Annotated in this window: 24 protein-coding genes; 14 read left to right on the top strand and 10 right to left on the bottom strand. The window is 68.4% G+C overall.

Annotated features, from left to right (window positions below):
* Nucleotides 1–143 precede the first annotated feature (143 nt).
* From cydB to OB895_RS14750, 3 genes are all read right to left on the bottom strand, one after another.
* Nucleotides 144–1,166, bottom strand: coding sequence for a cytochrome d ubiquinol oxidase subunit II (gene cydB, locus OB895_RS14760; protein ID WP_079113546.1), 1,023 nt, complete (start codon nt 1,164–1,166; stop codon nt 144–146).
* A 14-nt stretch (nt 1,167–1,180) separates the two neighbouring features.
* Nucleotides 1,181–2,596 (bottom strand): cytochrome ubiquinol oxidase subunit I, encoded by a 1,416-nt coding sequence (locus OB895_RS14755; RefSeq protein ID WP_042539936.1) that lies wholly within the window; start codon nt 2,594–2,596, stop codon nt 1,181–1,183.
* 109 nt (nt 2,597–2,705) lie between these two features.
* A complete protein-coding gene (locus tag OB895_RS14750; protein WP_311878000.1) occupies nt 2,706–3,383 on the bottom strand; it encodes a helix-turn-helix transcriptional regulator in 678 nt (225 codons plus the stop codon).
* Between the two features lie 100 nt (nt 3,384–3,483).
* Here OB895_RS14750 and radA point away from each other — a divergent pair, with 100 nt between their 5' ends.
* Nucleotides 3,484–4,851, top strand: a complete 1,368-nt coding sequence (gene radA / locus OB895_RS14745; protein WP_311877999.1) for a DNA repair protein RadA — start codon at nt 3,484–3,486, stop codon at nt 4,849–4,851.
* A gap of 31 nt (nt 4,852–4,882) precedes the next feature.
* Here the strand turns inward: radA and OB895_RS14740 are convergent, their stop codons facing one another.
* The 4 genes from OB895_RS14740 to OB895_RS14725 form a co-directional block, all read right to left on the bottom strand.
* Nucleotides 4,883–5,293 carry a hypothetical protein gene (locus OB895_RS14740; RefSeq protein ID WP_042539930.1) on the bottom strand — a complete coding sequence of 137 codons (411 nt, stop codon included), beginning with the start codon at nt 5,291–5,293 and terminating at the stop codon, nt 4,883–4,885.
* Nucleotides 5,294–5,572: 279 nt separating this feature from the next.
* Nucleotides 5,573–6,238: a hypothetical protein gene (locus OB895_RS14735; protein WP_042539929.1), complete on the bottom strand. Its 666-nt coding sequence runs from the start codon at nt 6,236–6,238 to the stop codon at nt 5,573–5,575.
* A gap of 9 nt (nt 6,239–6,247) precedes the next feature.
* Complete coding sequence (locus OB895_RS14730) at nt 6,248–6,751, bottom strand: amino-acid N-acetyltransferase (RefSeq protein ID WP_042539928.1); 504 nt, start codon at nt 6,749–6,751, stop codon at nt 6,248–6,250.
* A 122-nt stretch (nt 6,752–6,873) separates the two neighbouring features.
* Nucleotides 6,874–9,399, bottom strand: coding sequence for an ATP-dependent Clp protease ATP-binding subunit (locus OB895_RS14725; RefSeq protein ID WP_042539926.1), 2,526 nt, complete (start codon nt 9,397–9,399; stop codon nt 6,874–6,876).
* 227 nt (nt 9,400–9,626) lie between these two features.
* On the opposite strand from OB895_RS14725, the gene OB895_RS14720 reads away from it, so the two are divergent.
* Genes OB895_RS14720 through OB895_RS14710 form a run of 3 tightly spaced genes read left to right on the top strand, consistent with a single transcriptional unit; the run spans nt 9,627 to nt 11,109 of the window.
* Entirely contained in the window at nt 9,627–10,247 is a 621-nt protein-coding gene (locus OB895_RS14720; protein ID WP_311877998.1) for a DUF2975 domain-containing protein, read from the top strand.
* Entirely contained in the window at nt 10,247–10,882 is a 636-nt protein-coding gene (locus OB895_RS14715; protein WP_042539922.1) for a hypothetical protein, read from the top strand. Before OB895_RS14720 ends, OB895_RS14715 begins: the two co-directional genes overlap by 1 nt.
* Nucleotides 10,879–11,109 carry a helix-turn-helix domain-containing protein gene (locus OB895_RS14710; RefSeq protein ID WP_042539919.1) on the top strand — a complete coding sequence of 77 codons (231 nt, stop codon included), beginning with the start codon at nt 10,879–10,881 and terminating at the stop codon, nt 11,107–11,109. The genes OB895_RS14715 and OB895_RS14710 overlap by 4 nt, the downstream gene beginning before the upstream one ends.
* Before the next feature lies 1 nt (nt 11,110).
* On the opposite strand, the gene OB895_RS14705 is transcribed toward OB895_RS14710, so the two are convergent.
* On the bottom strand, nt 11,111–11,464 hold the full coding sequence (locus OB895_RS14705; protein ID WP_311877997.1) for a YbjQ family protein: 354 nt from the start codon (nt 11,462–11,464) through the stop codon (nt 11,111–11,113).
* A 266-nt stretch (nt 11,465–11,730) separates the two neighbouring features.
* Here OB895_RS14705 and OB895_RS14700 point away from each other — a divergent pair, with 266 nt between their 5' ends.
* Entirely contained in the window at nt 11,731–13,158 is a 1,428-nt protein-coding gene (locus OB895_RS14700; RefSeq protein ID WP_311877996.1) for a dicarboxylate/amino acid:cation symporter, read from the top strand.
* 63 nt (nt 13,159–13,221) lie between these two features.
* Here OB895_RS14700 and OB895_RS14695 read toward each other — a convergent pair whose 3' ends face one another.
* Together OB895_RS14695 and OB895_RS14690 are read right to left on the bottom strand one after the other, a co-directional pair.
* Entirely contained in the window at nt 13,222–14,952 is a 1,731-nt protein-coding gene (locus OB895_RS14695) for a cation:proton antiporter (RefSeq protein ID WP_311877995.1), read from the bottom strand.
* A 69-nt stretch (nt 14,953–15,021) separates the two neighbouring features.
* The gene (locus tag OB895_RS14690) at nt 15,022–15,306 is read right to left on the bottom strand and encodes a MerR family transcriptional regulator (protein ID WP_311877994.1); all 285 of its coding nucleotides are present in this window, start codon (nt 15,304–15,306) and stop codon (nt 15,022–15,024) included.
* A gap of 122 nt (nt 15,307–15,428) precedes the next feature.
* Between OB895_RS14690 and OB895_RS14685 the strand changes: the two genes are divergently transcribed.
* The 9 genes from OB895_RS14685 to OB895_RS14645 all read left to right on the top strand — a co-directional run bounded on the left by OB895_RS14685 (nt 15,429) and on the right by OB895_RS14645 (nt 22,765).
* Nucleotides 15,429–15,851: an Hsp20/alpha crystallin family protein gene (locus tag OB895_RS14685; RefSeq protein ID WP_042539909.1), complete on the top strand. Its 423-nt coding sequence runs from the start codon at nt 15,429–15,431 to the stop codon at nt 15,849–15,851.
* Between the two features lie 57 nt (nt 15,852–15,908).
* Entirely contained in the window at nt 15,909–16,145 is a 237-nt protein-coding gene (locus OB895_RS14680) for a DUF2795 domain-containing protein (protein ID WP_311877992.1), read from the top strand.
* Nucleotides 16,146–16,209: 64 nt separating this feature from the next.
* Nucleotides 16,210–17,250 carry an LLM class flavin-dependent oxidoreductase gene (locus OB895_RS14675; RefSeq protein WP_056374223.1) on the top strand — a complete coding sequence of 347 codons (1,041 nt, stop codon included), beginning with the start codon at nt 16,210–16,212 and terminating at the stop codon, nt 17,248–17,250.
* 829 nt (nt 17,251–18,079) lie between these two features.
* Entirely contained in the window at nt 18,080–18,433 is a 354-nt protein-coding gene (locus tag OB895_RS14670; protein WP_311877991.1) for a DUF559 domain-containing protein, read from the top strand.
* Between the two features lie 273 nt (nt 18,434–18,706).
* The gene (locus OB895_RS14665) at nt 18,707–18,916 is read left to right on the top strand and encodes a methyltransferase (RefSeq protein WP_042540132.1); all 210 of its coding nucleotides are present in this window, start codon (nt 18,707–18,709) and stop codon (nt 18,914–18,916) included.
* Nucleotides 18,917–19,007: 91 nt separating this feature from the next.
* Nucleotides 19,008–20,273, top strand: coding sequence for a molybdopterin molybdotransferase MoeA (locus OB895_RS14660; protein ID WP_228385582.1), 1,266 nt, complete (start codon nt 19,008–19,010; stop codon nt 20,271–20,273).
* A complete protein-coding gene (gene mobA, locus OB895_RS14655) occupies nt 20,270–20,965 on the top strand; it encodes a molybdenum cofactor guanylyltransferase (RefSeq protein ID WP_079113555.1) in 696 nt (231 codons plus the stop codon). The genes OB895_RS14660 and mobA overlap by 4 nt, the downstream gene beginning before the upstream one ends.
* Complete coding sequence (locus OB895_RS14650; RefSeq protein ID WP_079113556.1) at nt 20,962–21,246, top strand: DUF6457 domain-containing protein; 285 nt, start codon at nt 20,962–20,964, stop codon at nt 21,244–21,246. Before mobA ends, OB895_RS14650 begins: the two co-directional genes overlap by 4 nt.
* A gap of 127 nt (nt 21,247–21,373) precedes the next feature.
* The gene (locus OB895_RS14645) at nt 21,374–22,765 is read left to right on the top strand and encodes an MFS transporter (protein WP_079113557.1); all 1,392 of its coding nucleotides are present in this window, start codon (nt 21,374–21,376) and stop codon (nt 22,763–22,765) included.

Raw genomic sequence — 22,765 nt, 5'->3', positions numbered from 1 at the left:
CATACCGCAGCAGGCGGACGTCGACCGGCTTCACGAGCGCACCTCCCGCGCCACAGACACGAGCGAAGACACTCCGATCGCAGTTCGTGCCGCGCCCCGAACAGGGATGCGGCACGAACTGCGATCGGAACAGGAGTCAGCTCTCACGCGTGCGCCGGAGCCCCCTCGATCGAGCTGCGGGTGACGCGCTTGCGGAAGATCCAGTAGGTCCACGTCTGGTACGCCAGCACGAGCGGCAGGGCGATCAGGGCGGTCCAGCTCATGATGGTCAGCGTATACGGGGTGCTCGATGCGTTCTCGATCGTGAGGCTGAAGGCCGGGTCGATCGTCGACGGCATGACGTAGGGGAACAGCGCCGCGAACAGCATCACGACAGCGGATGCCACGGTGACGGCGCCCGCCGTGAATGCCCGCCCGTCACGTCCGCGCAGCGAGAACAGGACCGAGGCGATGAGCGCCAGCGCTGCAAGGAGCCCGCAGCCGACCACCATGAGCATCAGTGGAGACTGGCGCCCCCAGGCGATGCCGATGGTCCAGATCACGGTTCCCGCGGCGGCGAGCACCGTCGGGCCGGCGGCGAGCTTCACCAGTCGACGAGCATCCGCGTGCACCTGTCCGTCGGTCTTGAGCGAGACGAACAGCACTCCGTGCAGGAAGAACAGCAGCAGCGTCGTGACGCCGACCAGCAGCGAGTACGGGTTCAACAGGGCGAAGAAGCCGCCGACGTAGATGTGGTTCTCGTCGATCGCCACCCCCTGCACGATGTTGCCGAAGGCGACGCCCCACAGCAGCGCGGGCACGGCCGAGCCGATCACGATCATCCGGTCGAAGCCGCGCTTCCAGGCCGCGCTCTCGCGCTGGTGCCGGTACTCGAACGACACGCCTCGCAGGATGAGCGCGAGCAGGATCAGCAGCAGCGGCAGGTAGAACCCGCTGAACAGCGTCGCGTACCACTCGGGGAACGACGCGAACAGGCAGGCGCCGGCGACGATGACCCAGGTCTCGTTGAGATCCCAGATCGGGCCGATCGTGTTGATCACCTGGCGACGAGAGACGTCGTTCTTGCCGAGGAACGGCAGCGACATGCCCACGCCGAAGTCGAACCCGTCGAGCACGAAGTAGCCGACGAAGAGGAAGGCGACGATCCAGAACCACATGTATTCCATGACTGATCCCTTTCTCAGTACACGACGGACGGCAGCTGGGCCGTCTCCTCGTGGGGCTGCTCTTCGGTGTCCGGGCCCTTCTGGGCCGCGCGGATGATGAGGCGGATCTCGACCACGGCGAGCGCGGCGTAGATCGCGGTGAAGGCGATCAGCGAGATGAGGACCTCGACGCCGCTCACACCGGGCGAGACGCCGTCCTGCGTGGTCATCAGGCCGAACACGATCCAGGGCTGCCTGCCCATCTCGGTGAAGACCCAGCCCATGATGTTGGCGACGAGCGCGAGCGGGAACGACCAGATCGCGAGCTTCCACATCCACGGCGCCGGCGGGTTCTTGGCGCCCTTGCGGGTGACCCAGAGGCCGACCACGGCGACGAGGGCTGCGGCCATGCCGAGGCCGATCATCCAGCGGAACGCCCAGTACGTGACCCACAGGATCGGGGCGAACTCGGTGAGGCCGGTGTCGGCGAACGTCGTGGCGTATTCGGCGTTGAGGTCATTGATGCCGTGCACGCAGGCGTCGAAGGTGTGCGTCGACAGCAGTGACAGCAGGTACGGAACACGGATCGAGAACAGCTCGGAGCTGCCGTCGGGGGTGCCGAGCGTGAACAGGCTGAACGAGGCATCGGGCCCGCAGACCGTGTTGAACGTGGCTTCGGCCGCGGCCATCTTCATCGGCTGCGCGGCGTACATCGCGAGGCCCAGCTGGTCGCCGGTGAGCACGACGCCGGCGGTCGAGACGATCATCGCCCAGAGCCCGAACTTGAGCGAGATGCGCATGGTGTCGAAGTGCTGGCCCCGTGCGAGGTGCCAGGCCGAGACCGAGATCACGACGCCGGCGGCGAACATCAGCGCACCGAAGATCGTGTGGGGGAAGGCGGCGAGCGCGACGGGGTTCGTCAGCAGCGCCCAGAAGTCGGTGAGCTCGGCGCGGTTGGTCTCGGGGTTGAAGACGTAGCCGACCGGATTCTGCATGAACGCGTTCGCGGCGATGATGAAGTACGCCGAGAGGATGCTGCCGATCGAGACGCACCAGATCGTGGCGAGGTGCAGCTTCTGCGGGAGCTTGTCCCATCCGAAGATCCAGAGGCCGATGAACGTCGCCTCGAAGAAGAACGCGAGCAGCCCCTCGAAGGCCAGCGGGGCGCCGAAGACGTCACCGACGAAGCGGGAGTAGTCCGACCAGTTCATGCCGAACTGGAACTCCTGCACGATGCCGGTCACGACACCCATGGCGAAGTTGATCAGGAAGATCTTGCCGAAGAACCGCGTGAGGTGCAGGTACTGCACCTTGCCGGTGCGCACCCACGCGGTCTGGAAGATGGCTGCAACGAGCGCCATGCCGATCGTCAGCGGCACGAACAGGTAGTGGTAGACGGTCGTCAGACCGAACTGCCATCGAGACAGGACCAGCGGGTCGAGCCATTCCATGAGCCACTCCTTCTTCCGTGCCCGTGTTCTTCCGTGCCCCGGGTGCCACGCTAACGACGTGCCCGCTGCCCCCGCGGGGCCGCAGACCGTGAATAAGACAGATGCTCGCCTAGGCGGCGGTCATCTCCGTCAGGCGCAGCTGCACCACGCACTCAGCAGGCACAGCGCAGTCCGCCGCGAGGGCGGGGGTGCGCACGGCCTCGGCAGCGAGCGGTCCACCGGCTTCGGTGAGCACCCCCTGCATGAGGCCGAGGTGCACGGAGCACAGCATCGGACGGTCTTCGGCGCGACCCGCGGCGTGCGGGCACGGGCTGAGATCGACGGTGAGCTGCTCGTCATCGACGACGGGCTCGAAGCCGCTCTCCTCCAAGTGTTCGATCAGGGCATCCAGCTGATAGGTCGCATCGCGACCCAGAGCGGATGCCGAAGCAGGAAGGACTCGGCGCAGCAGATCGCCGCGGAGGGCGGCCGCCTTCGCCTTGTTGCGGGCGATGGGGCTGGAGGCATCCGCTGCGCCCGTCACCGCACTGTAGAGCGTGCGCGGGCGACCGCGGGTGGTGCGGTGCTCGCTGGCCTGGATGACGTAGCCGCCCTCGATCAGACGCTGCAGGTGCTCGCGCACCGTGTTGGGGTGCAGCCCGGTCGCCTCGCAGAGCTCGCCGATCGTTCGCTCCGCGCGCGTCCGCGTGCCGTCGTTCTGCGCCGAGCCGCCCTCGAACAGCGCGTGCAGGATCCGCACTCGCGAGAAGGTCGAGATCGGCCCGCAGACGGGCCCGCCGTTGGCCATGACTCCAGTATTCCGTGGCTGCTGCGCGACATCGAGGGGTTGGGCCGTGAATAATGCCCGAACCGATAGGGATGTCTGATCCCGGCGATAGCCTGGCTGCATGGCCACCCGAAAACCTGCCCCTCCCGCGTACGTCTGCACCGAATGCGGGTGGACGACGGCCAAGTGGGTGGGTCGGTGCGCCGAGTGCCAGCAGTGGGGCACCGTGCAGGAGCAGGGCGCACAGACCGGCATCCTGAGCCGCATCACCCCGCTCGCGCCGACGGCGGCGAAGGCCGCCCGCCCGATCACGCAGATCACCACCGAAGACGCCCCGCGCCGCACGAGCGGTGTCGGCGAGTTCGACCGCGTCCTCGGCGGGGGAATCGTGCCCGGTGCGGCGATCCTGCTCAGCGGCGAACCGGGTGTCGGCAAGTCGACGCTGCTGCTCGAGGTCGCAGCGCAGGCGGCTCGCGCGGGGCGTCGCGTGCTCTACGCGAGCGCCGAGGAGTCTCCCGCCCAGGTGCGCCTGCGCGCGGAGCGCACCGGTGCCCTGCACGACGAGCTCTACCTGGCGAGCGAGACCGATCTCGCGACGATCCTCGGCCACATCGACGAAGTGGCACCGCAGCTCGTCATCGTCGACTCGGTGCAGACGGTGTCGTCGTCGCTCATCGACGGCGCAGCGGGCCAGCCGAGTCAGGTGCGCGAGGTGGCGGCGACTCTCATCCGCGTCGCGAAAGACCGCAGCCTGCCCATCATCCTGGTCGGCCATGTCACGAAAGACGGCACGGTCGCCGGCCCCCGAGTGCTCGAGCACCTGGTCGACGTCGTCTGCCACTTCGAGGGCGACCGACAGACCTCACTGCGCTTCATTCGAGCGCTGAAGAACCGCTTCGGGCCCACCGACGAGGTCGGCTGCTTCGAGATGACGGGTGCGGGCATCTCCGAGGTGCCCGACCCCTCGGGCCTCTTCCTCTCGCAGGGCGCGACGGAGCCGGGCACGTGCGTCGCCATCTCGCTCGAAGGTCGACGGGCGCTGCCCGTCGAGGTGCAGGCACTCACCATCAACACGACCGCACCCAACCCCCGTCGTGTCGTGCACGGACTCGACTCCTCCCGCGTGGCGATGGTGTTAGCGATCCTCGAACGCCGAGCGGGAATCAAGACCAGCACCCTCGACGTCTACGTCTCGACCGTGGGCGGGGTGCGCTTCACCGAACCGGCCGCCGACCTGGCGATCGCGATCGCCGTGGCGGGGTCCATCCAGCAGATCTCGGTGCCGCGCACGGTCGCCGCCGTCGGGGAGCTCAGCCTCGCGGGCGAGATCCGCCCGGTGACCCAGTCGGCGCAGCGCCGGTCGGAGGCCGCGCGGCTCGGCTACGACCAGGTGGTCGACGATCGCTCGAAGACTCTGCGCGCGGCGCTGAACGACGTGCGCGCCCGCAACACCACCCGGCGCAGCGACGCAGACATCCCGCCGTTCTGAGCGCGCGATCCCGCCGCAGCGCGGCCGGGTCTCAGGCGTCGAGCGCCTTGAGCAGCTCGTCGGGCGCGGCCTGCATCGGATGCGGCCCGGCGATGTCGAGGAAGACGGTCGTGATCGGGTGCGCGGCGAGGAACTTGCGCAGCCAGTCCGCGGTGTAGATCCCCACCCCCGGGGGCAGGTTCGCCGGCTTGTTCTTGGCGTCGCTGAACAGCAGCAGCGCCAGATCGCCCGACTTCGGGTCGCGATAGGTCCAGACCTCTCCGCTGTCGAGCGGATTGTCGCGAGCACCGGGCTTCACGAGCGGCACGACCGTGGTGCCGTGGCGCAGAGCCAGAGCGACCGCAGCGATGTCCTGCTTCTCCAGCGCCTGAGCGAGGGCATCCGACCGGAAATCCTCGGGTGCGGGTGCGCTCTTCGCTGATCTCGACTTCTTCGCTGCCATGCATCCAGCATATTGAGCGGATGGCGATGCGCGTCCCGAAACGGGAGGAGAGATGGAAAGGGGCCCTCTCGAGTCATCCATTGGGGACTGGGGTACTCGAGAGGGCCCTCGGACCCTCGGGCGGCATGTCGAAGCGCTGGGGACGCTGTGCTCGACGCCACTGGGGATGGCATGCGCCGCAAGTCTGCAAGGGTCACTTCAATGGTATCCCAAAGAACGACCAGTGTCACCCGAAACTGAGTGCAGGACTGTATTCGAGACGTTTGGCCAGTTTCGGCGTCAATAGAGCAGGATCTGCTTCGTGGTCGTGCCCTTGAAGCCGCCGATCTCGACGGCGACGTGGTACGACGCTCCGCCCCCGGGTGCACGCGGACGATTCTCGTCGGCGCAGGTCTCGACGCTCGAGCGGGTGCGATCCCAGGTGACCGGCACCTTGCTCGTCACGGTCGCGCCGGCCGGAAGCGTGGCGACCATGCTGCTCGGATTCTCCTGGCAGTCGGTCGACGTCCACCAGACGTCGGATCCGCTCGACACCGTGAGCCTCTGGGTCGTCGACCCCACGTCGATCGCACAGTCGGTCGAACCGCGGTTGGTCAGCGAGATCGACAGCTGCGGCATGACCCCGGGGTCGTATGCGTCAGCATCGGTGACAGCAGCCACCTCGACGTCTCTGGCTTCGCACGCGACGATCCCCGGAGTCTCCTCGGCCGACGACTCAGGCGCGGGCGACTCGGCTGCGGGCGACTCGCCCGCCGTGGGATCGGGTGTCGGCGACTCCGGCGCAGACGCCGATGCGCTGGGCGATGGCGTCGCCTCGGCGGCATTCGCCCACGGACGAGCCACGAGCAGCCATACCGCCACGCCGACGACCGCGGCCACGAGGATCGCCGCGACGAGGGTCACCAATCTCCGGCGACGATACACGGCGGCGGAGTGACGAGGCATTAGTTCAGGTTAGTTGAGGCTCTTCAGCATCCTGGTGTTGCCGAGCGTGTTCGGCTTGACGTGCGCGAGATCGAGGAACTCCTCGACACCCGCGTCGCCGCTGCGCAGCAGCTGCGAGTACACGTCAGGGTCGACGACCTGTTCGCCGATGATCGAATAGCCGCGCCGGCCGAAGAAGTCGACTTCGAAGGTGAGGCAGAACAGTCGGCTGAGGCCGAGCTCGCGCGCCTGCTCTTCGAGCGCGCCGACGATGGCACCGCCCACGCCATGGTGCAGCCAGTCACCGCGGACCATGAGGGTGCGCACCTCGCCGAGGTCCTCCCAGAACACGTGAAGCGCGCCGCATCCGATCAGCTCGCCGTCGGCTTCGGCGACGACGAACTCCTGCACCGCGCCATAGAGCACTGCCAGGTCTTTGCCGAGCAGGATGCGCTGCTCGACCATCGGCTGCAGCAGGTTGCGGATGCCGATGATGTCAGCGCTGCGCGCCGGCCGGACGATGTACTCGCTCACACGTCAAGCCTAGAACCCGTCACCTCCCGAGACCCTGAGCGGACGCGGAATGCCGGAGTGCTGGACCACCCGGACACGCAGAAGGGGCGGATGCCGCAGCATCCGCCCCTTCTGTGATCAGGTCACTCCCCGCTGGCGACCGCCAGGTCAGGGGTGCCGGAGATCGCTCCGCCGGTGTTCACGCCGACCGCGACCTTCTCGCCGCGGGGGCCGTGCTCGAAGAGGAACTCGCCGTCCTTCGAGTCGACCTTCACGTGGTCGCCCGGGTTGAGCTCGCCGTGCAGGATCTTCTCGGACAGACGGTCCTCGACCTCGTGCTGCATCGCGCGACGCAAGGGGCGGGCACCGAGTGCCGGGTCGAACCCGATCTCGATGAGACGCTCCTTGGCGGCCTGAGACAGCTCGATCGTCATGTCGCGGTCGAGCAGACGCTCGCCGAGGCGCTTGGTGAACAGATCGACGATCTGCACGAGCTCCTCCTTCGACAGCTGCGGGAACACGATGATGTCGTCGACGCGGTTGAGGAACTCGGGCTTGAAGTTGCGCTTGAGCTCTTCGTTGACCTTGCCCTTCATCCGCTCGTAGTTCGTCGAGTTGACGCCCTCGATCTGGAATCCGACCGGACCACCGGCGATGTCACGAGCACCGAGGTTGGTGGTCATGATGATGACGGTGTTCTTGAAGTCGATCACGCGGCCCTGACCATCGGTCAGCCGACCCTCTTCGAGGATCTGCAGCAGCGAGTTGAAGATGTCCGGGTGGGCCTTCTCGATCTCGTCGAACAGCACCACGCTGAACGGCTTGCGGCGCACCTTCTCGGTGAGCTGGCCGCCCTCTTCGAATCCGACGAATCCGGGAGGAGCACCGAACAGACGCGAGACGGTGTGCTTCTCACCGAACTCGCTCATGTCGAGCGAGATGAGAGCAGCTTCGTCGTCGAACAGGAACTCGGCGAGCGCCTTGGCCAGCTCGGTCTTTCCGACACCCGTGGGGCCGGCGAAGATGAACGAACCGGAGGGACGCTTCGGGTCCTTGAGGCCGGCACGCTGACGACGGATCGTCTTGGAGAGCGCCGCGATGGCCTCCTCCTGACCGATGACGCGCTGGTGCAGAGCCTTCTCCATGAAGACGAGTCGCGAGGACTCCTCTTCCGTCAGCTTGAAGACCGGGATGCCGGTGGCCTGTGCGAGCACCTCGGCGATCAGGCCCTCGTCGACGACCGCCTGGGTCGCGACGTCACCCGAACGCCACTGCTTCTCGAGGCGCAGGCGCTCGGCGAGGAGGCTCTTCTCCTCGTCGCGCAGCGATGCGGCCTTCTCGAAGTCCTGGTCCTCGGACGCGACTTCCTTCTGCTCGCGCACCTTGGCGATCTTCTCGTCGAACTCGCGCAGCTCGGGCGGGCTCGACAGGATGCTGAGGCGCAGGCGTGCACCGGCCTCGTCGATCAGGTCGATGGCCTTGTCGGGTAGGAACCGGTCGGAGACATAGCGGTCGGCGAGGTTCGATGCCGCGACGATCGCGCCGTCGGTGATCTGCACCTTGTGGTGCGCTTCGTACCGGTCGCGGAGTCCCTTGAGGATGTTGATCGTGTGAGGGAGGCTCGGCTCGTTCACCTGGATCGACTGGAAGCGACGCTCGAGAGCGGCATCCTTCTCGAAGTGCTTGCGGTACTCGTCGAGCGTGGTGGCACCGATGGTCTGGAGCTCTCCACGAGCGAGGAGGGGCTTCAGGATGCTGGCCGCGTCGATCGCGCCCTCGGCGGCACCCGCACCCACGAGGGTGTGGATCTCGTCGATGAAGACGATGATGTCGCCGCGCGTGCGGATCTCCTTGGTGACCTTCTTCAGGCGCTCCTCGAAGTCACCGCGGTAGCGGGAGCCGGCGATGAGAGAGCCGAGGTCGAGCGAGTAGAGCTGCTTGTCCTTCAGCGTCTCGGGCACATCGCCCTTGACGATCGCCTGGGCGAGGCCCTCGACGACGGCGGTCTTGCCGACGCCGGGCTCACCGATCAGCACGGGGTTGTTCTTGGAGCGGCGAGACAGGATCTGCATGACCCGCTCGATCTCCTTCTCGCGCCCGATGACCGGGTCGAGCTTGTTGTCGCGCGCGGCCTGCGTCAGGTTGCGACCGAACTGGTCGAGCACCTGCGAGCCGCCCTGGGCGCTCGGGGTGTCGTTCGACTGCGCGCCGACGGCTGCCGGCTCGCGTCCGGGAGCACCCGACAGGAGCTGGATGACCTGCTGGCGGACCTTGTTGAGGTCGGCGCCGAGCTTGACGAGCACCTGGGCTGCGACACCCTCGCCCTCGCGGATGAGGCCGAGCAGGATGTGCTCGGTTCCGATGTAGTTGTGGCCGAGCTGCAGAGCCTCACGGAGGCTGAGCTCGAGCACCTTCTTGGCGCGCGGCGTGAACGGGATGTGACCGGTGGGCTGCTGCTGGCCCTGACCGATGATGTCCTGCACTTGCTCGCGGACGGCGTCAAGGGAGATACCGAGGCTTTCGAGCGCCTTGGCTGCGACACCCTCACCCTCGTGGATGAGGCCGAGCAGGATGTGCTCAGTGCCGATGTAGTTGTGGTTGAGCATCTTCGCCTCTTCTTGGGCGAGGACGACCACTCGACGGGCTCGGTCCGTGAATCTCTCGAACATGCTGTGACTCCTTATTCGCACGGGGCGAAGCGCTGAGTCCTCGACGGGTCTCCGCGCCTGTACATCGAGAGTAACCACCGTGCGGATGCTGTATGCCCGTGTTCGCCGTCGGCATAGCGCCGTGACGGTCGGTGACGGCGCTCTCGTGCGGCCGGGGTTGACTCACTTATCGACAGTCGTTATGTTAACGATTATCGGTAATAACGACTCTCGATAAGGAGTGGATGATGACCTCGACGAAGAACCGGACGATCTCCCGAGGCGACCGCGGAGCCCTGGTCGGCTTCTGCATCTCGGGCGTGCTGATCGCCGCCTACATCACCGTCTTCTCGGTCATGCGGATCATCGAACTCGCCCGGGGCGTCGACGTGCCGGTGCTGATCGAGCTCATCGGCTCGCAGACGCCGGTCGACCTGCCGCTGAGCAACGGCACCAGCATCTCCGTCGGCGTCGACAGCGCTGTGATCACCGCGCCTCAGCTGCCGGCGATCGCCGCAGTGCCGGGCATCATCGGCCAAGTGGCGCAGATCCTCACGATCGTCATCGTGATCGGATGCCTGATCCTGCTGGCACGGAGCGTGCTGACCGACCGCGTGTTCAGCCGACGCAACACCGCTCTCGTCGCGACAGCCGGCATCGCCGGACTCGTCGGTTTCGCCACTGTGCGCTTCTTCGACAACATGCTCGCGAATGCCACGGTGGCACAGATCACCGACAACGGCATCGACAACGCCGTGATCAGCGTCGAACCGTTCACCTTCATCCTCGGGGCGTTCGTCATCGCCCTCATCTGCACGGTGTTCTCCATCGGCGACCGCCTGCAGCGCGACACGGACGGGCTCGTCTGATGAGCACCGTGACCGCGACACGTTCCCAGACCGCCGATGCGATCACCGTGATCCTCTTCGGCGCCGCCGCTCTGGTGGTGACCGCGATCAGCACCGTCCTGCGCGTGCTCGGAACCTTCCGAGACCAGGGCATCGCGTGGTCCATCCCCATCGACGAGCAGCCGATCGACGCGACCGTCGGCTCAGGAGCCGCGTCGGTCGAGGGGATCGCTCAGGAGGCGATGGTGTTCGCCACCGGAGTGGATGCCGCCGCGACCGCGGCGATCATCGGCTCGCTCGTGCTGTGGGCGCTCGCCCCGTTGATCGTCATCGTCGGCGTGATGCTCGTCGCCTGGAACTTCCTCCGCGGACGCTTCTTCGTGCGGAGCAACGCGCGGGCCTTCGACGCGATCGGCTGGACTCTCGTGCTCGCTCCGATGTTCATCGTGCTGCTCGAGAAGCTGGGGCTGAACGGGGTGTCCGCTGCGGTGGGCCTCGGCTCCGGCGAGCCCGTGCATCCGATCGAGTTCTGGTCGATCGTCCCGATCTTCGCGACCGGCGTCGCGGTGGGACTCATCGCAGCAGCGTTCCGGCAGGGCATCCGCCTGCAGCGCACGAACGCGGCCCTCGAGGACGAGACGAGGGGACTCGTATGACCCCGGCCGAGAACGACGACGAACTCACCGGCATCCACTGCCGCCTCGACGAGCTGCTCGCGGAGCGCGGCATGACTCTGACCGAGCTGAGCGCGCGCGTCGGCGTGAGCATCGTCAACCTGTCGGTGCTGAAGAACGACCGGGCGCGAGCGATCAGGTACTCGACGTTGCGGGCGATCTGCGACGCCCTCGGGTGCGAGGTCGGCGACCTGCTGGTGCTGGCGTAGGTCAGGCCTGCGGCGGCTGCGGGGCCTGCGGGACCGGCGCGAGAGGTTCGACGACCACGGCGGTGCCGTAGGCGCAGATCTCGGTGAAGTTCTGGATCGAGCCGGCATCGAAGCGCATCGCGACTATCGCATTGCCACCGCGCTGCTGCGCCTCGGCCCACATGCGGCCCATCACGACCTGCCGCGCCTCGTACATCACTTGCGTGTATTCGGGGATCTCGCCACCGCCGAGCGAGCGGAACCCGGCGGCGAAACCCTGCCCGAAGTCGGTCGATCGCACCGTCAGACCCATGACCTCCCCCAGCACCTGGGTGATGCGGTAGCCGGGGATGTCGTTCGTGGTCACCATGAACATGAGGCCATCGTGGCAGAACACAGCCGACGCGACCAGGCGGCGAGGATAAGCAGTCGAGCGAAGAGGACAAGGCTCTGACCACGCAGATCCTGACCGACAACCTCGAGAAGTGCGCGGCCTGACCCGCCAGGTCGCCTGACGAGGGATGACGGATGCCGCGGCCCTCGTCATCCTTCGTCATCTCAGCCTCGGAATTCACTCGCCCTCATAGCGTTGGGCGTTATAGCGCGCACACGGCGCGCACCGATTCTGGAGTCCCCAATCCAATGAGCACCACCGCCCGCCCCACGAAGGCGCCTGACACCCGCGGTCCCGTCCGGAAGCTGCTGACCTCGTTCGGCTTCCAGATCCTCGCGGCCCTCGTCCTCGGCATCGCCGCCGGCCTGATCGCCCGCCAGCTGGGCGCCACCGCCGACAGCCCGAACGGCCTCTCGGCCACCCTCGACACGATCGGCAGCTCGTACGTGACACTGCTGCGCGCCGCCGTCGTGCCGCTGATCTTCACCGCGATCGTCGCCAGCATCTCGAATCTGCGCCGAGTGCAGAACGCCGCGCGCCTCGCGGGCCAGACCCTGCTGTGGTTCGCGATCACCGCATTCATCGCCGTGATCGTCGGAATCACGCTCGGCCTGGTCATCCAGCCGGGAAACCGCGCCGGTGAGGGCCTCGAGCCCGGCGACCCGTACACGGTCGGCACGTGGTGGAACTTCCTGCTGGGTCTGATCCCGCAGAACTTCCTCGGGCTCAGCGTCAGCACGAACCCGGGAGCCACCGACGGCACGTTCTCGTCGAGCGTGAACTTCAACATCCTGCAGGTCATCGTGATCGCGGTCGCCGTCGGCATCGCCGCTCTCAAGGCCGGCAAGAAGGCCGAGCCGTTCCTCGCGTTCACCGAGTCGCTTCTGAAGGTCATCCAGCGCGTGCTGTGGTGGATCATCCGCATCGCCCCCCTCGGCACCTTCGGCCTCATCGGCGCCGCGGTGGTCAAATACGGCTGGGAGAAGCTGGCGTCGCTCGGCTGGTTCGCGATCGCCGTCTACGTCGGCCTGGCTCTCGTGCTCTTCGTCGTCTACCCGATCCTGGTGAAGACGCACGGACTCTCGATCAAGCAGTATTTCTCGGGCGTCTGGCCCGCCGTGCAGCTGGCGTTCGTCAGCCGCTCGTCGATCGGCACCCTGCCCCTCACCGAGCGCGTGACCGAGCGCAACCTCGGCGTGCCCCGCTCGTACGCCTCGTTCGCCGTGCCGTTCGGTGCGACCACGAAGATGGACGGCTGCGCCGCGATCTACCCCGCCATCGCCGCGATCTTCGTCGCACAGTTCTTCGGCATCGAACTGAACCTCGTGCAGTACCTGCTGATCGTGCTCGTCTCGGTCGTCGGCTCCGCCGCCACCGCCGGCACCACCGGAGCGACCGTCATGCTCACGCTGACGCTGTCGACGCTGGGCCTGCCGCTCGAGGGCGTCGGACTGCTGCTCGCCATCGACCCGATCCTCGACATGGGCCGCACCGCGGTCAACGTCGCGGGCCAGGCGCTCGTGCCGACCATCGTCGCGAAGCGCGAGGGCATCCTCGACGAGGAGCTCTACAACGCACCGCGCGAGGGCCTGCCGTTCGCCGACGACTCGGCCGACGACGAGGCACCCGAGGCGGATGCCGCAGCATCCGAGAAGGAGCCGGCCGGCACCCGCTGACCCTTCGCCGCACCGACCGAGCGCCTCGCCCCACTCAGGGGCGGGGCGCTCGTCTGTCTCCCGCTACGCGCGACCCTGCAGACGCGTGGCGGCGCGGGTGTCGAGGGCGAGCTCCTCAGCATCCATCGCGGCCATCAGCTCGCGCATGACCTCCTCGTCGAGGTTGCCGGCGTCTCGCTCTGCGAGGAGGATGTCACGGCGCACCTGCAGCCACCCGCGGGTGAGCGCTGCGAGGTCTTCGTACGAGGGGCGGGTCACCGCCTCCTCGACCTCCTGCGCCTCGTCTGCGGCCTTCTCGACCCTGGTCATGCGCTTGGTGAAGGCATCGAAGACGCCGATGTCGACGCTGCCGTACTTGTCGACCCACTCGTCGCGCTTCTCGGCGAGGAAGGCCTTGCCCGCCTCGCGGCTCTTCGCCTTGACGTCGGCGATCGCGCGCTCGTCCTCTTCGTCATCGACGTCGCTGGCGATGCCGAGACTGCGGATCAGCAGCGGCAGGGTCAGGCCCTGCAGCAGCAGCGTGCCGAGGGTCACGACGTAGGCGACGACGACGATCGCGTGCGACGGCTCGGTGTCGAGAGCAGCGAGATCGGCTGCGGCGAGCGCGGTCGCCAGCGTCACCACACCGCGCATGCCCGCCCACGAGATGACGGCGTTGTCCTTCCAGGTCAGCTGCAGCCCCGCCATGCGGTCGCGCACGATCTTGGAGCGCAGCTCTTCTGCGCTGTACTGCTTCCAGCGTTTCGAGTCGCGGCGGCGCTCGTCGAAGGCTCCGGATTCGACCGTTCGATCCCAGCGTTCCAACCGTTTGCGGTCTTGGAAGTTCGCCCAGAGATTCGTCGGGTACACGTAGAGCGGCCGCACGAACAAGACGACGAGCAGCACGACACCCGACAGCATCAGGATGCGACCGACCTCCTCGCCCCCGAGGTCGCTGAGCACGCGCGGGAACTGCAGGCCGATGTAGGCGAACACGAAGCTCTCGAGCAGCAGGTCGGCCGAGAGCCAGAGGGGCGCCTCCTGCTGACGGGTCGTGTAGTCGGTGCGAGGCGAGTTGTATCCGACATACAGTCCCATCGCGACGACCGCGAGCACGCCCGAGCCGAGCAGGTGCTCGGCGATCGCATATGCGCCGAACGGTGCGAGCAGCCCGAAGGTGCCGATCACGACCGGGTCGCTGATGCGCATGCGCAGCTGGTGCAGCACGATGCCGAAGACGAGTCCGACCGCGACGCCGACGCCGACCGCGAGCAGGAACTGCCAGATGCCGTCCCAGACGGTCAGGGTCGCCCCCGCGATGATCGCCGCGCACACGCGATAGAGGGTCAGCGAGGTCGCATCGTTGATCAGGCTCTCCCCCGACAGCACCGTCATGATGCGGCGCGGAAGCCCGAGCTTGCGGCCGATGGCCGCGGCCGAGACCGCATCGGGCGGTGCCACGATGGCACCGAGCAGCAGCGCGCCCGGCAGGGTCAGCGACGGCAGGATCCACCACGCCACCAGTCCCACGGCGACAGCCGTGAGCAGCACGAGGGTGACGCCGAGGCGCCGGATCTGCGGCAGGCTGCGCTTGAAACCCACGAACGACACGTCGAGCGCCGCCGAATACAGCAGCGGCGGCAGCACGAGGTTCAGCAGCAGGTGCCCGTCGATCTCGACCTCGGGAACGAACGGCAGGAAGGATGCCGCGAGCGCGACCACCGTGACGAGCAGCGGAGCCGGCCATCCGCGCCATCGGGCGATCGCCGCCACGACCACAGCACCGACGAGCACGTAGAAGATCTCGGCATCCATGCCCCTAAAGTACTGCCCTGCCGCGCCGCCGCCGGGCGGTTCCGACGGGATCGGGCGGTTCCGACGGGGTCAGGGACGATCGTCCCTGAGTTCGTCGCGGAGTCCGGCGTTCTCGTCCTCCAGATCGAGGACTCGTCGGATGCCGACGATGTTGATGCCCTCGACACGCAGGCCCGTCACCCGACGGATGCGGGCGAGATCGTCGTCGCTGTATCGGCGCGTGCCTCCGTCGCTGCGCGCAGGCGTGACCAGGCCCTTCGCCTCGAAGAGCCGCAGACTCGCTTCGGGGACGCCGCTGAGCTGGGCGGCGACGGCGATGCCGTACACCGGCATGCTCGGATCACGCTCATCCATCGGCAGCTCCTTCTCGTGGCACTTGCATTCTATTCGATGTTGTTCTATAACAAATCTATAGCAACAGATGCAGATAATCTGCATCCACAACGCCCACCCGGGCCACACGAAAGGAGACACTCATGGCCATGTCCTTCGATCCGTTCAGTCAGCTCGACCGCTTCGCTGCGAGCGTGCTGGACTCCGTCCGCGCACCGCGTCTCATGCCGGTGGACCTCTACCGCGACGGCGACAAGTACGTCCTGCACGCCGATCTTCCCGGCATCGATCCGGGGTCCATCGACGTCGACCTCGACGGCGGCCAGCTCACGATCCGCGCGCAGCGCACGGCCGACGGCCGCGAAGGCGTCCGCTGGCTCGCCCGCGAACGCGGAGCAGGCTCGTTCCTCCGTCAGTTCTCGCTCGGCGACGGAGTGGACCTCGACGCGATCAGCGCCTCGTACGAGAGCGGCGTGCTCTCGGTGATCATCCCCGTCAGCGAGAGGGCGAAGCCGCGCAAGATCGAGGTCGAGTCGAGCGACAGCCGACAGTCGATCGCTGCCTGACAGCACGGGGGCCGGGGCGCACCCGCCCCCCGCTTCCTCCTCTGGAAAGGACGACCCATGCACGACTCCGCTGCACTCGACCGCTTCCTGCGCGGGATGGAGTACCCGGCGACGCGCGACGACCTGTTGCGCGAAGCAGCCCGCGACGGTCTCGACTCCGACGATCGAGCGGTGCTCGCTCGGCTTCCCGAGCAGAGCTTCAGCGCGGCCTGGCACATCCGCTACCACCTCGCGCGCCACGCTCTGGCCGAGGAGTTCTCACCGTCGGCATCCTCCGCCCTCGCCGCAGCGTGACGACCCACCGGCGACGATGGGGCGGGCGGGAATTCCCCGCCCGCCCCCGCCGTTGCATTCGGGGATGACTTCCACCGCGCTCTCCGTCCTCGACCTCGTCCCCGTTCGCACCGGCCAGACCAGTGCCGAGGCGATCTCCTCCTCCCTCGATCTCGCCGCGACCGCCGACCGCCTCGGCTATCGCCGCTACTGGTTCGCCGAGCACCACAACATGCCGGCCGTGGCGTCCACCACTCCCCCGGTGCTGATCGCCGCCGCCGCGATGCGCACGACGAAGATCCGTCTGGGATCCGGCGGCGTCATGCTGCCCAACCACGCCCCGCTCATCGTCGCCGAGCAGTTCGCCGCGCTCGAGGCGATCGCGCCAGGACGCATCGACCTCGGCCTCGGCCGCGCTCCCGGCAGCGACCCGGTCATCACCCAGCTGCTGCGCGGATCGGGCACGACGAGCGACGTCGAGCAGTTCCCCCGCAACGTGCAGGACATCGCTGCGCTCCTCTCGAGCGACGGCGCCACCGTGCGCTTCACGTCGGGTGGCGAGTACACGGTGCACGCGACGCCCGCCGCCGGCGGAAGCCCCGAGGTCTGGCTGCTCGGGTCGAGCGACTACTCGGCGCAGCTCGCCGCATCGCACGGGCTGCCCTATGTCTTCGCGAACCACTTCTCGGGCCAGGGTCTCGAACGAGCACTCGACCTCTACCGCACCGGCTACCAGCCGAGCGAAGAGCACCCCGAGCCCCGCACGTTCCTCACGGTCAACGTCGTCGCCTCGCCGACGCAGGAGGAGGCCGAGGCCCGTGCCCTGCCGCAGCTGCGCATGATGTCGCGCCTGCGGCTGAACAAGCCGCTCATCGCGCTCGAGACCGTCGAAGAGGCGCTCGCCGCCGAGTCGGATCCCGCGACCGACCAGGTCGTCGAAGCAGCCCGCTCGCGGTGGTTCGTCGGCACGGGAGAGTCCGTCGCCGAAGAGGTGCGTGCGTTCGCGACGAAGTACGGCGTCGACGAGGTCATGCTCTCGCCCGTCGCCGGAGCCTACGAGTCCGAGCCGCGCGACGCCGCCGCCGGCCGCGCGCAGACGCTCGAGCTCATCGCCGCCGCTCTCTAGTCGCGGTCCCCGCGCGTCCCGCCCGCGGGCGTGGATGGTCAAAAGCGCACGCCTGAGGGCCGCGTGGGATGCGTTTTTGACCACGCTCCTCCGCTCCGATGCGCTTTCGACCATCCATCGGCGTACGGGCGACGTCGCTGACGCGACGACGGCCTGAATCACTCCTCCACCACGGCGGCGGGGAGACCGACTTATGCACAGCTCCCGGCCCGCAACGCGCAGCTCTCCGAATGGCGCTCCCCGGACGCGGATGCTGGGGAGATGCGTCGTCGATCTGTGCTGCCGCCCACACTCGGAGCCACCTTCACCGTTCGAGCGGCAGCGGCAGCGGGGGTGGGACGCGGCCGTGCGGCAGCCGCCGACCTGCACCGCCCCTTCCACGGTGTGCGATCGCTCACGCCTCAGACGACACCTCTGCACAGAGTGTTCGCGCTCGCCTCGCGACTGAGACCGGGACAGCTGATCGGGGGCGCGACCGCGATGCGCGTGTGGGGCTATCCCGTTCCGGGCTCGTGGAAGGTCACCGACGACATCGACGTCGTCGTGGCGACGGATGCCGTCCGGCCGCGCACGCGGGGTGTGAGGAGTCGAAGGCTCGCAACCGGCAGAGCACAGCTGTGGTGGATCGGCCGCGTCCCCGTCGTCGACCCTCTGGCCGCCCTCTTCCTCTGCGTCGCGTCGTTCACCGACGACGAGCTCGTGGTGGCCCTCGACGCTCTCGTCACGACCGCAGACAACTACCCGGGGCTGCGCGCCGACCGCCCCCTGCACACGGTCGAGGAGATCGATCAACGCCTGCGCCACTGGGGGCGCTTCGCCGGGTGCGCGCGTGCGAGCTGCGCTGCCCGCGGTGCGGGCGTCCGTCGAGTCCCCGAAGGAGACCGAGACGCGTCTGCTGCTCGTCGCGGCAGGCCTTCCCGAGCCCGTGGTCCAGCACGAGATCCGTCGCGACGGCGTGATCATCGCGAGAAGCGACCTCGCGTATCCCGAGCTCCGAATCGCCGTCGAATACGAGGGCGACGGACACCGAACCGACCGCGACCAGTGGCGCCGTGACATTCAGCGGCAGCGAGAACTCGAGGACATCGGCTGGATCGTCATCCGAGTGACGCAACTAGACCTCGACGACGGAGGACGGATGCTGCTCGACCGCATCCGCCGTGCGATCGCGTCGCGCTCCTGACACACCCCCCTGCCCCTGCGCCCGCGCCTGCGCCCGCGCCTGCGCCTGCCCACCGCTCTCCCTACGTGCGCACGACCGCCCGCACGACCGACGCGCTGAGTGGTCAATAACGCATCCCCACCGGCCCGTAGCCGTGCCTTTTCGACCACCCACCGACTGAACGCTGCGCTTTTGACCACGCGCCGCCGCACCGGCACCCGCGCACCCTCCGACAGGGGCTGGTATTCCGGTGCGCCGGGGCGTACCCTCACCAGCAACGGAAGGGGTTCGATGATGAGCACGACCAAGACTCTGGCCCTCTGGGTGGCGTACGGCACGAACGGCGTCGTCGGCAGCATCCGACACGATGACGGGGGATACACCGTCGTCATGGCCGGAGCGGATGCCGCGACGGGCACGTATCCGACCCTGGAATCGGCCAAGGGTGCGCTGCATTCGCACATGCTGCCGGGCAGCGGCTGGCCGATGTTCCGCGAGCACTGACTCGAGAGCGCTGACACGAGAACGGGGAAACAAGGGGAAGAGGGGCGACGCGGTCGCGGGGACACCCCCGCGACCGTCGTACGCTGACTGCATGCACCACGCCACCTCCCTCGCTCCTCGTGCCATGCTGACGGTCGAGGAGCAGCAGGCGAAGGTGTCGGCCGCCGCCCGGCCGCTCCGCGCAGAGGCGGTGCCGATCGCGCTGGCAGCCGGTCGCACCCTCGCGGACGACGTGCGCGCCCGGGTCGATGTGCCGCTGTTCGACAACTCCGCGATGGACGGATACGCCGTCATCTTCGCCGACGTCGAGGCAGCGACGGCCGAGCACCCTGCCGAACTACGCGTCATCGCCGACCTGCCGGCGGGGTCGTCCGAGGAGCCCGAGCTGCGTCCAGGGCTGGCCGCTCGGATCATGACCGGCGCTCCCGTGCCGCGTACGGCGACCGTCGTCGTGCCCTTCGAGCACACCCGTGACGGGCTGCAGGCCTGGGATGCCCCGGCCATCGTGACCACGGCTCCTGCCCGCGAGGGCGCTCACATCCGCCGCCGTGCAGAGGAACTGCGCGCCGGCGAGGTCGTCGCGCCGGCGGGCACCGTGCTCGGGCCGCTGCAGCTGACGGCCATCGCGGCCACGGGCATCGACACCGTGCAGGTGCGTCGTCGCCCCCGGGTCGCCGTGATCTCGACGGGCACCGAGCTCGCCGCCCCCGGGGCAGACCTCGACCGAGGGCAGATCCCCGAGTCGAACTCGGTGCTGCTCGCGTCGATGTGCGCCGAGGCGGGCGCCGACGTCATCTCGGTCGACACGGTGACCGACGAAGATGCCGCCTTCACAGCCCTCGTCGACCGTGCGCTGCACGCCGGCCGCGTCGATGTCGTGGTCACCTCGGGCGGCGTCAGCGCCGGCGCCCACGAGGTCGTCAAGAACGTGCTGCGCGATCGCATCGAGTTCGTCGCGGTCGCCATGCAGCCCGGCAGACCGCAGGCCTTCGGACGAATAGACGACGCGCTGATCTTCGGCCTGCCTGGCAACCCCGCCAGCGTCGCCGCCTCGTTCGAGGCGTTCGTGCGCCCGGCACTGCTCGCTCTCCAGGGGCGTGAGCCGCTGCAGCGCCCGATGATCCGTCTCACGACCACCGCCGGGTGGCGCAGCCCGGCAGGACGACAGCAGTATGTGCCGGTGACTCTCGACCGATCCGACCCCGCCGCCTGGGCGGTGCACCCGGCAGCCGCCGACGGGTCGTCCGGCGCGCACCTCGCCGCAGGACTCGCCAGAGCGGATGCCTACGCCGTCGTGCCCGCCGAGGTATCGGCGGTGGCCGCCGGCGACCTCGTCGACGTGATGCTGCTCTCGTGACCGCAGCAAGCGCCGCCGACGCGAGCGCCGCCGACACGAGCGGCGCAACCGCGGCGATCGTCCTTGCGGGCGGGCGGGCGTCTCGGCTCGACGGTGCCGCCAAGCCGCTGCTCGACGTGGGCGGTCGCACGCTGCTCGATCGGGCGGTCGCGGCCGTCGCAGGCTGCGACCCGATCATCGTCGTCGGCCCGCCCGCGCCCGTGCAGGGCGAGGTCGTCTGGACTCGCGAGACCCCCGAGTTCGGCGGCCCGGTCGCCGGCGTCGCGGCCGGACTCGCACGCACCGAGAGCGCTGACGTGTTCGTGCTGGCGGCCGACCTGCCGAACGCCGAAGAGGCGGTCGCGCTGCTGCGTCGGCATCCGCCCCTCGCCGGCGGCGAAGACGGCGTCTGCCTGACCGACGACTCCGGGCGGATGCAGTGGCTGATCGGGCTCTATCGCACCGACGCGCTGCGCCGAGCTGTCGCCACCCTCCCCGACGGCGGCCGAGACGCATCCATCCGTTCACTGCTCGCGGGCCTCACCATCAGCGCTCTGCCGGCGGGAGCCCTGGCGGCCGACGTCGACACGTGGGACGATCTCGAACGAGCCCGCGCCACCGTGCAGGCACCCACCCGCAACGGCACAGACGCCGACCACGACAACGGCACAGACGCCCTGCGTGGCAGCGCACCGAACCAGGAGACGACATGACCGACCAGCCGCAGCATCTTCCGGTCGAGGCCCTCGACGACTGGACCTCCGCCGCCTGCGCCGCCCTCGGGATCGACCGGGCGTCCGTCGACATCGGGCTGCTCCTCGATCTCGCCCGCGACGTCGCGCACGGCGTCGCGCGCCCCGCCGCCCCGCTCAGTGCCTACCTCGCCGGCCTCGCCGCAGGTCGCGCGGGCGGCGGCCGCGAGGACACGGCCGCGGCGGTCGCAGCGATCACCGCGCTGGCGGCATCCTGGCGCGCCGACGACCACGATTCCTGAAGTTCTCTCATCGCCGCCCTCCCCGATGTGATCGAGAAGTAATCACACCGAAACGGCATGCGCGCGGCCCTGCAACATCCGCCGCCTACGTTCAGAGCATTCACCCTCTCGAACGCCAGGAGCCGCGATGTCACAGACCACCGGAACACGCAGCGTCGATGCCCCCGCCGTCACGCTCACCCATCGACCCGGTCGCTGGATCGACGGGTGGAACCCCGAGGATCCGACGTTCTGGGCCGCCGAGGGCAAGGCGATCGCCCGCCGCAACCTGGGCTGGTCGATCTTCGCCGAGTTCCTGGGGTTCATCATCTGGCAGCTCTGGAGCATCGTCGTCGTGCTGCTCCCGGCCGCCGGCTTCACGCTCAGCACCACCGAGTCGTTCTGGCTGATCTCGCTGCCGAGCCTCGTCGGCGCGACCCTGCGATTCCCTTACACGTTCCTCGTCGCCCGCTTCGGCGGACGCAACTGGACGATGGTCTCGGCCCTCCTGCTGCTGATCCCGGCTGTGCTGCTCGGCATCGTCGTGCAAGACCCCGAGACCCCGTTCGGCGTGCTGCTCGCCGTGGCCGCCCTCGCCGGCTTCGGCGGCGGCAACTTCGCCAGCTCGATGGCGAACATCACCTACTTCTTCCCGCAGAAGGAGAAAGGCTGGGCGCTCGGCCTCAACGCCGCCGGCGGCAACCTCGGCACGTCCGTGGCGCAGCTCGCGGTGCCGATCGTCGTCTCGATGACCGCCGCCTTCACGTTCAACCTCTCGCTCGCCGGGTGGATGTGGGTGCCGCTGATCCTCGTAGCCGTCTGGGGCGCCTGGCGCCACATGGACAACCTCTCGTCCGCCAAGGCCGACTTCGCCGGAGCCGCCGCCGCCCTGCGCGAACCGCACCTGTGGGTGCTCTCGCTGCTCTACATCGGCACGTTCGGATCGTTCATCGGCTTCGCCAGCGTCTTCCCGAAGCTCATCGCCGACACCTTCCCCGAGTTCTCGACCTTCCAGATCGGCAGCGCCTCGATCACACTGGCGTTCCTCGGCGCGCTGGTCGGTTCGCTCGCCCGCCCTTACGGCGGAAAGCTCGCCGACCGCTTCGGCGGTGCGCCGATGACGATCGCCGCCTTCTCGCTCATGATCGTCGGGGCCCTTTCGCTGCTCGTCACCCTCGAAGCGGACAGCTTCGCGCTCTTCCTCGGATGCTTCCTGCTGCTGTTCGTCGCCGCGGGGGTCGGCAACGGCGCGACCTACCGGATGATCCCCAACGTCTTCGCCGCGCGAGGAGCCGCGACCGCGGGTGATGCACTCGCGGTCAGCACCCAGCGCAAGGGTGCGGCCGCCCTGGGCCTGATCTCGGCGATCGGCGCCTATGGCGGATTCGTGATCCCCCAGGTGCTCGCCGCGGCGAAGAGCGGCACAGGGTCGTACGCACCGGCGTTCGGCGGTTTCGTCGCCGGCTACGTCGCGCTGCTCCTGATCACGATCTTCGTCTACCTGATCCCCCGGGCCTCCCTCGCCGGACACCGGATCTGA

Source organism: Microbacterium forte (genome assembly GCF_031885415.1).
GTDB classification, from domain to species: domain Bacteria; phylum Actinomycetota; class Actinomycetes; order Actinomycetales; family Microbacteriaceae; genus Microbacterium; species Microbacterium forte.
The sequence above is the reverse complement of the archived record's forward strand: the minus strand, read 5'-3'. Positions and strand labels throughout refer to the sequence as shown.

Coding starts and splice junctions, on each gene's coding strand:
- cydB (WP_079113546.1), bottom strand. CDS start 1,166: ATGGAATACATGTGGTTCTGGATCGTCGCCTTCCTCTTCGTCGGCTAC.
- OB895_RS14755 (WP_042539936.1), bottom strand. CDS start 2,596: ATGGAATGGCTCGACCCGCTGGTCCTGTCTCGATGGCAGTTCGGTCTG.
- OB895_RS14750 (WP_311878000.1), bottom strand. CDS start 3,383: ATGGCCAACGGCGGGCCCGTCTGCGGGCCGATCTCGACCTTCTCGCGA.
- radA (WP_311877999.1), top strand. CDS start 3,484: ATGGCCACCCGAAAACCTGCCCCTCCCGCGTACGTCTGCACCGAATGC.
- OB895_RS14740 (WP_042539930.1), bottom strand. CDS start 5,293: ATGGCAGCGAAGAAGTCGAGATCAGCGAAGAGCGCACCCGCACCCGAG.
- OB895_RS14735 (WP_042539929.1), bottom strand. CDS start 6,238: ATGCCTCGTCACTCCGCCGCCGTGTATCGTCGCCGGAGATTGGTGACC.
- OB895_RS14725 (WP_042539926.1), bottom strand. CDS start 9,399: ATGTTCGAGAGATTCACGGACCGAGCCCGTCGAGTGGTCGTCCTCGCC.
- OB895_RS14720 (WP_311877998.1), top strand. CDS start 9,627: ATGACCTCGACGAAGAACCGGACGATCTCCCGAGGCGACCGCGGAGCC.
- OB895_RS14715 (WP_042539922.1), top strand. CDS start 10,247: ATGAGCACCGTGACCGCGACACGTTCCCAGACCGCCGATGCGATCACC.
- OB895_RS14710 (WP_042539919.1), top strand. CDS start 10,879: ATGACCCCGGCCGAGAACGACGACGAACTCACCGGCATCCACTGCCGC.
- OB895_RS14705 (WP_311877997.1), bottom strand. CDS start 11,464: ATGTTCATGGTGACCACGAACGACATCCCCGGCTACCGCATCACCCAG.
- OB895_RS14700 (WP_311877996.1), top strand. CDS start 11,731: ATGAGCACCACCGCCCGCCCCACGAAGGCGCCTGACACCCGCGGTCCC.
- OB895_RS14695 (WP_311877995.1), bottom strand. CDS start 14,952: ATGGATGCCGAGATCTTCTACGTGCTCGTCGGTGCTGTGGTCGTGGCG.
- OB895_RS14690 (WP_311877994.1), bottom strand. CDS start 15,306: ATGGATGAGCGTGATCCGAGCATGCCGGTGTACGGCATCGCCGTCGCC.
- OB895_RS14685 (WP_042539909.1), top strand. CDS start 15,429: ATGGCCATGTCCTTCGATCCGTTCAGTCAGCTCGACCGCTTCGCTGCG.
- OB895_RS14680 (WP_311877992.1), top strand. CDS start 15,909: ATGCACGACTCCGCTGCACTCGACCGCTTCCTGCGCGGGATGGAGTAC.
- OB895_RS14675 (WP_056374223.1), top strand. CDS start 16,210: ATGACTTCCACCGCGCTCTCCGTCCTCGACCTCGTCCCCGTTCGCACC.
- OB895_RS14665 (WP_042540132.1), top strand. CDS start 18,707: ATGAGCACGACCAAGACTCTGGCCCTCTGGGTGGCGTACGGCACGAAC.
- OB895_RS14660 (WP_228385582.1), top strand. CDS start 19,008: ATGCACCACGCCACCTCCCTCGCTCCTCGTGCCATGCTGACGGTCGAG.
- OB895_RS14650 (WP_079113556.1), top strand. CDS start 20,962: ATGACCGACCAGCCGCAGCATCTTCCGGTCGAGGCCCTCGACGACTGG.
- OB895_RS14645 (WP_079113557.1), top strand. CDS start 21,374: ATGTCACAGACCACCGGAACACGCAGCGTCGATGCCCCCGCCGTCACG.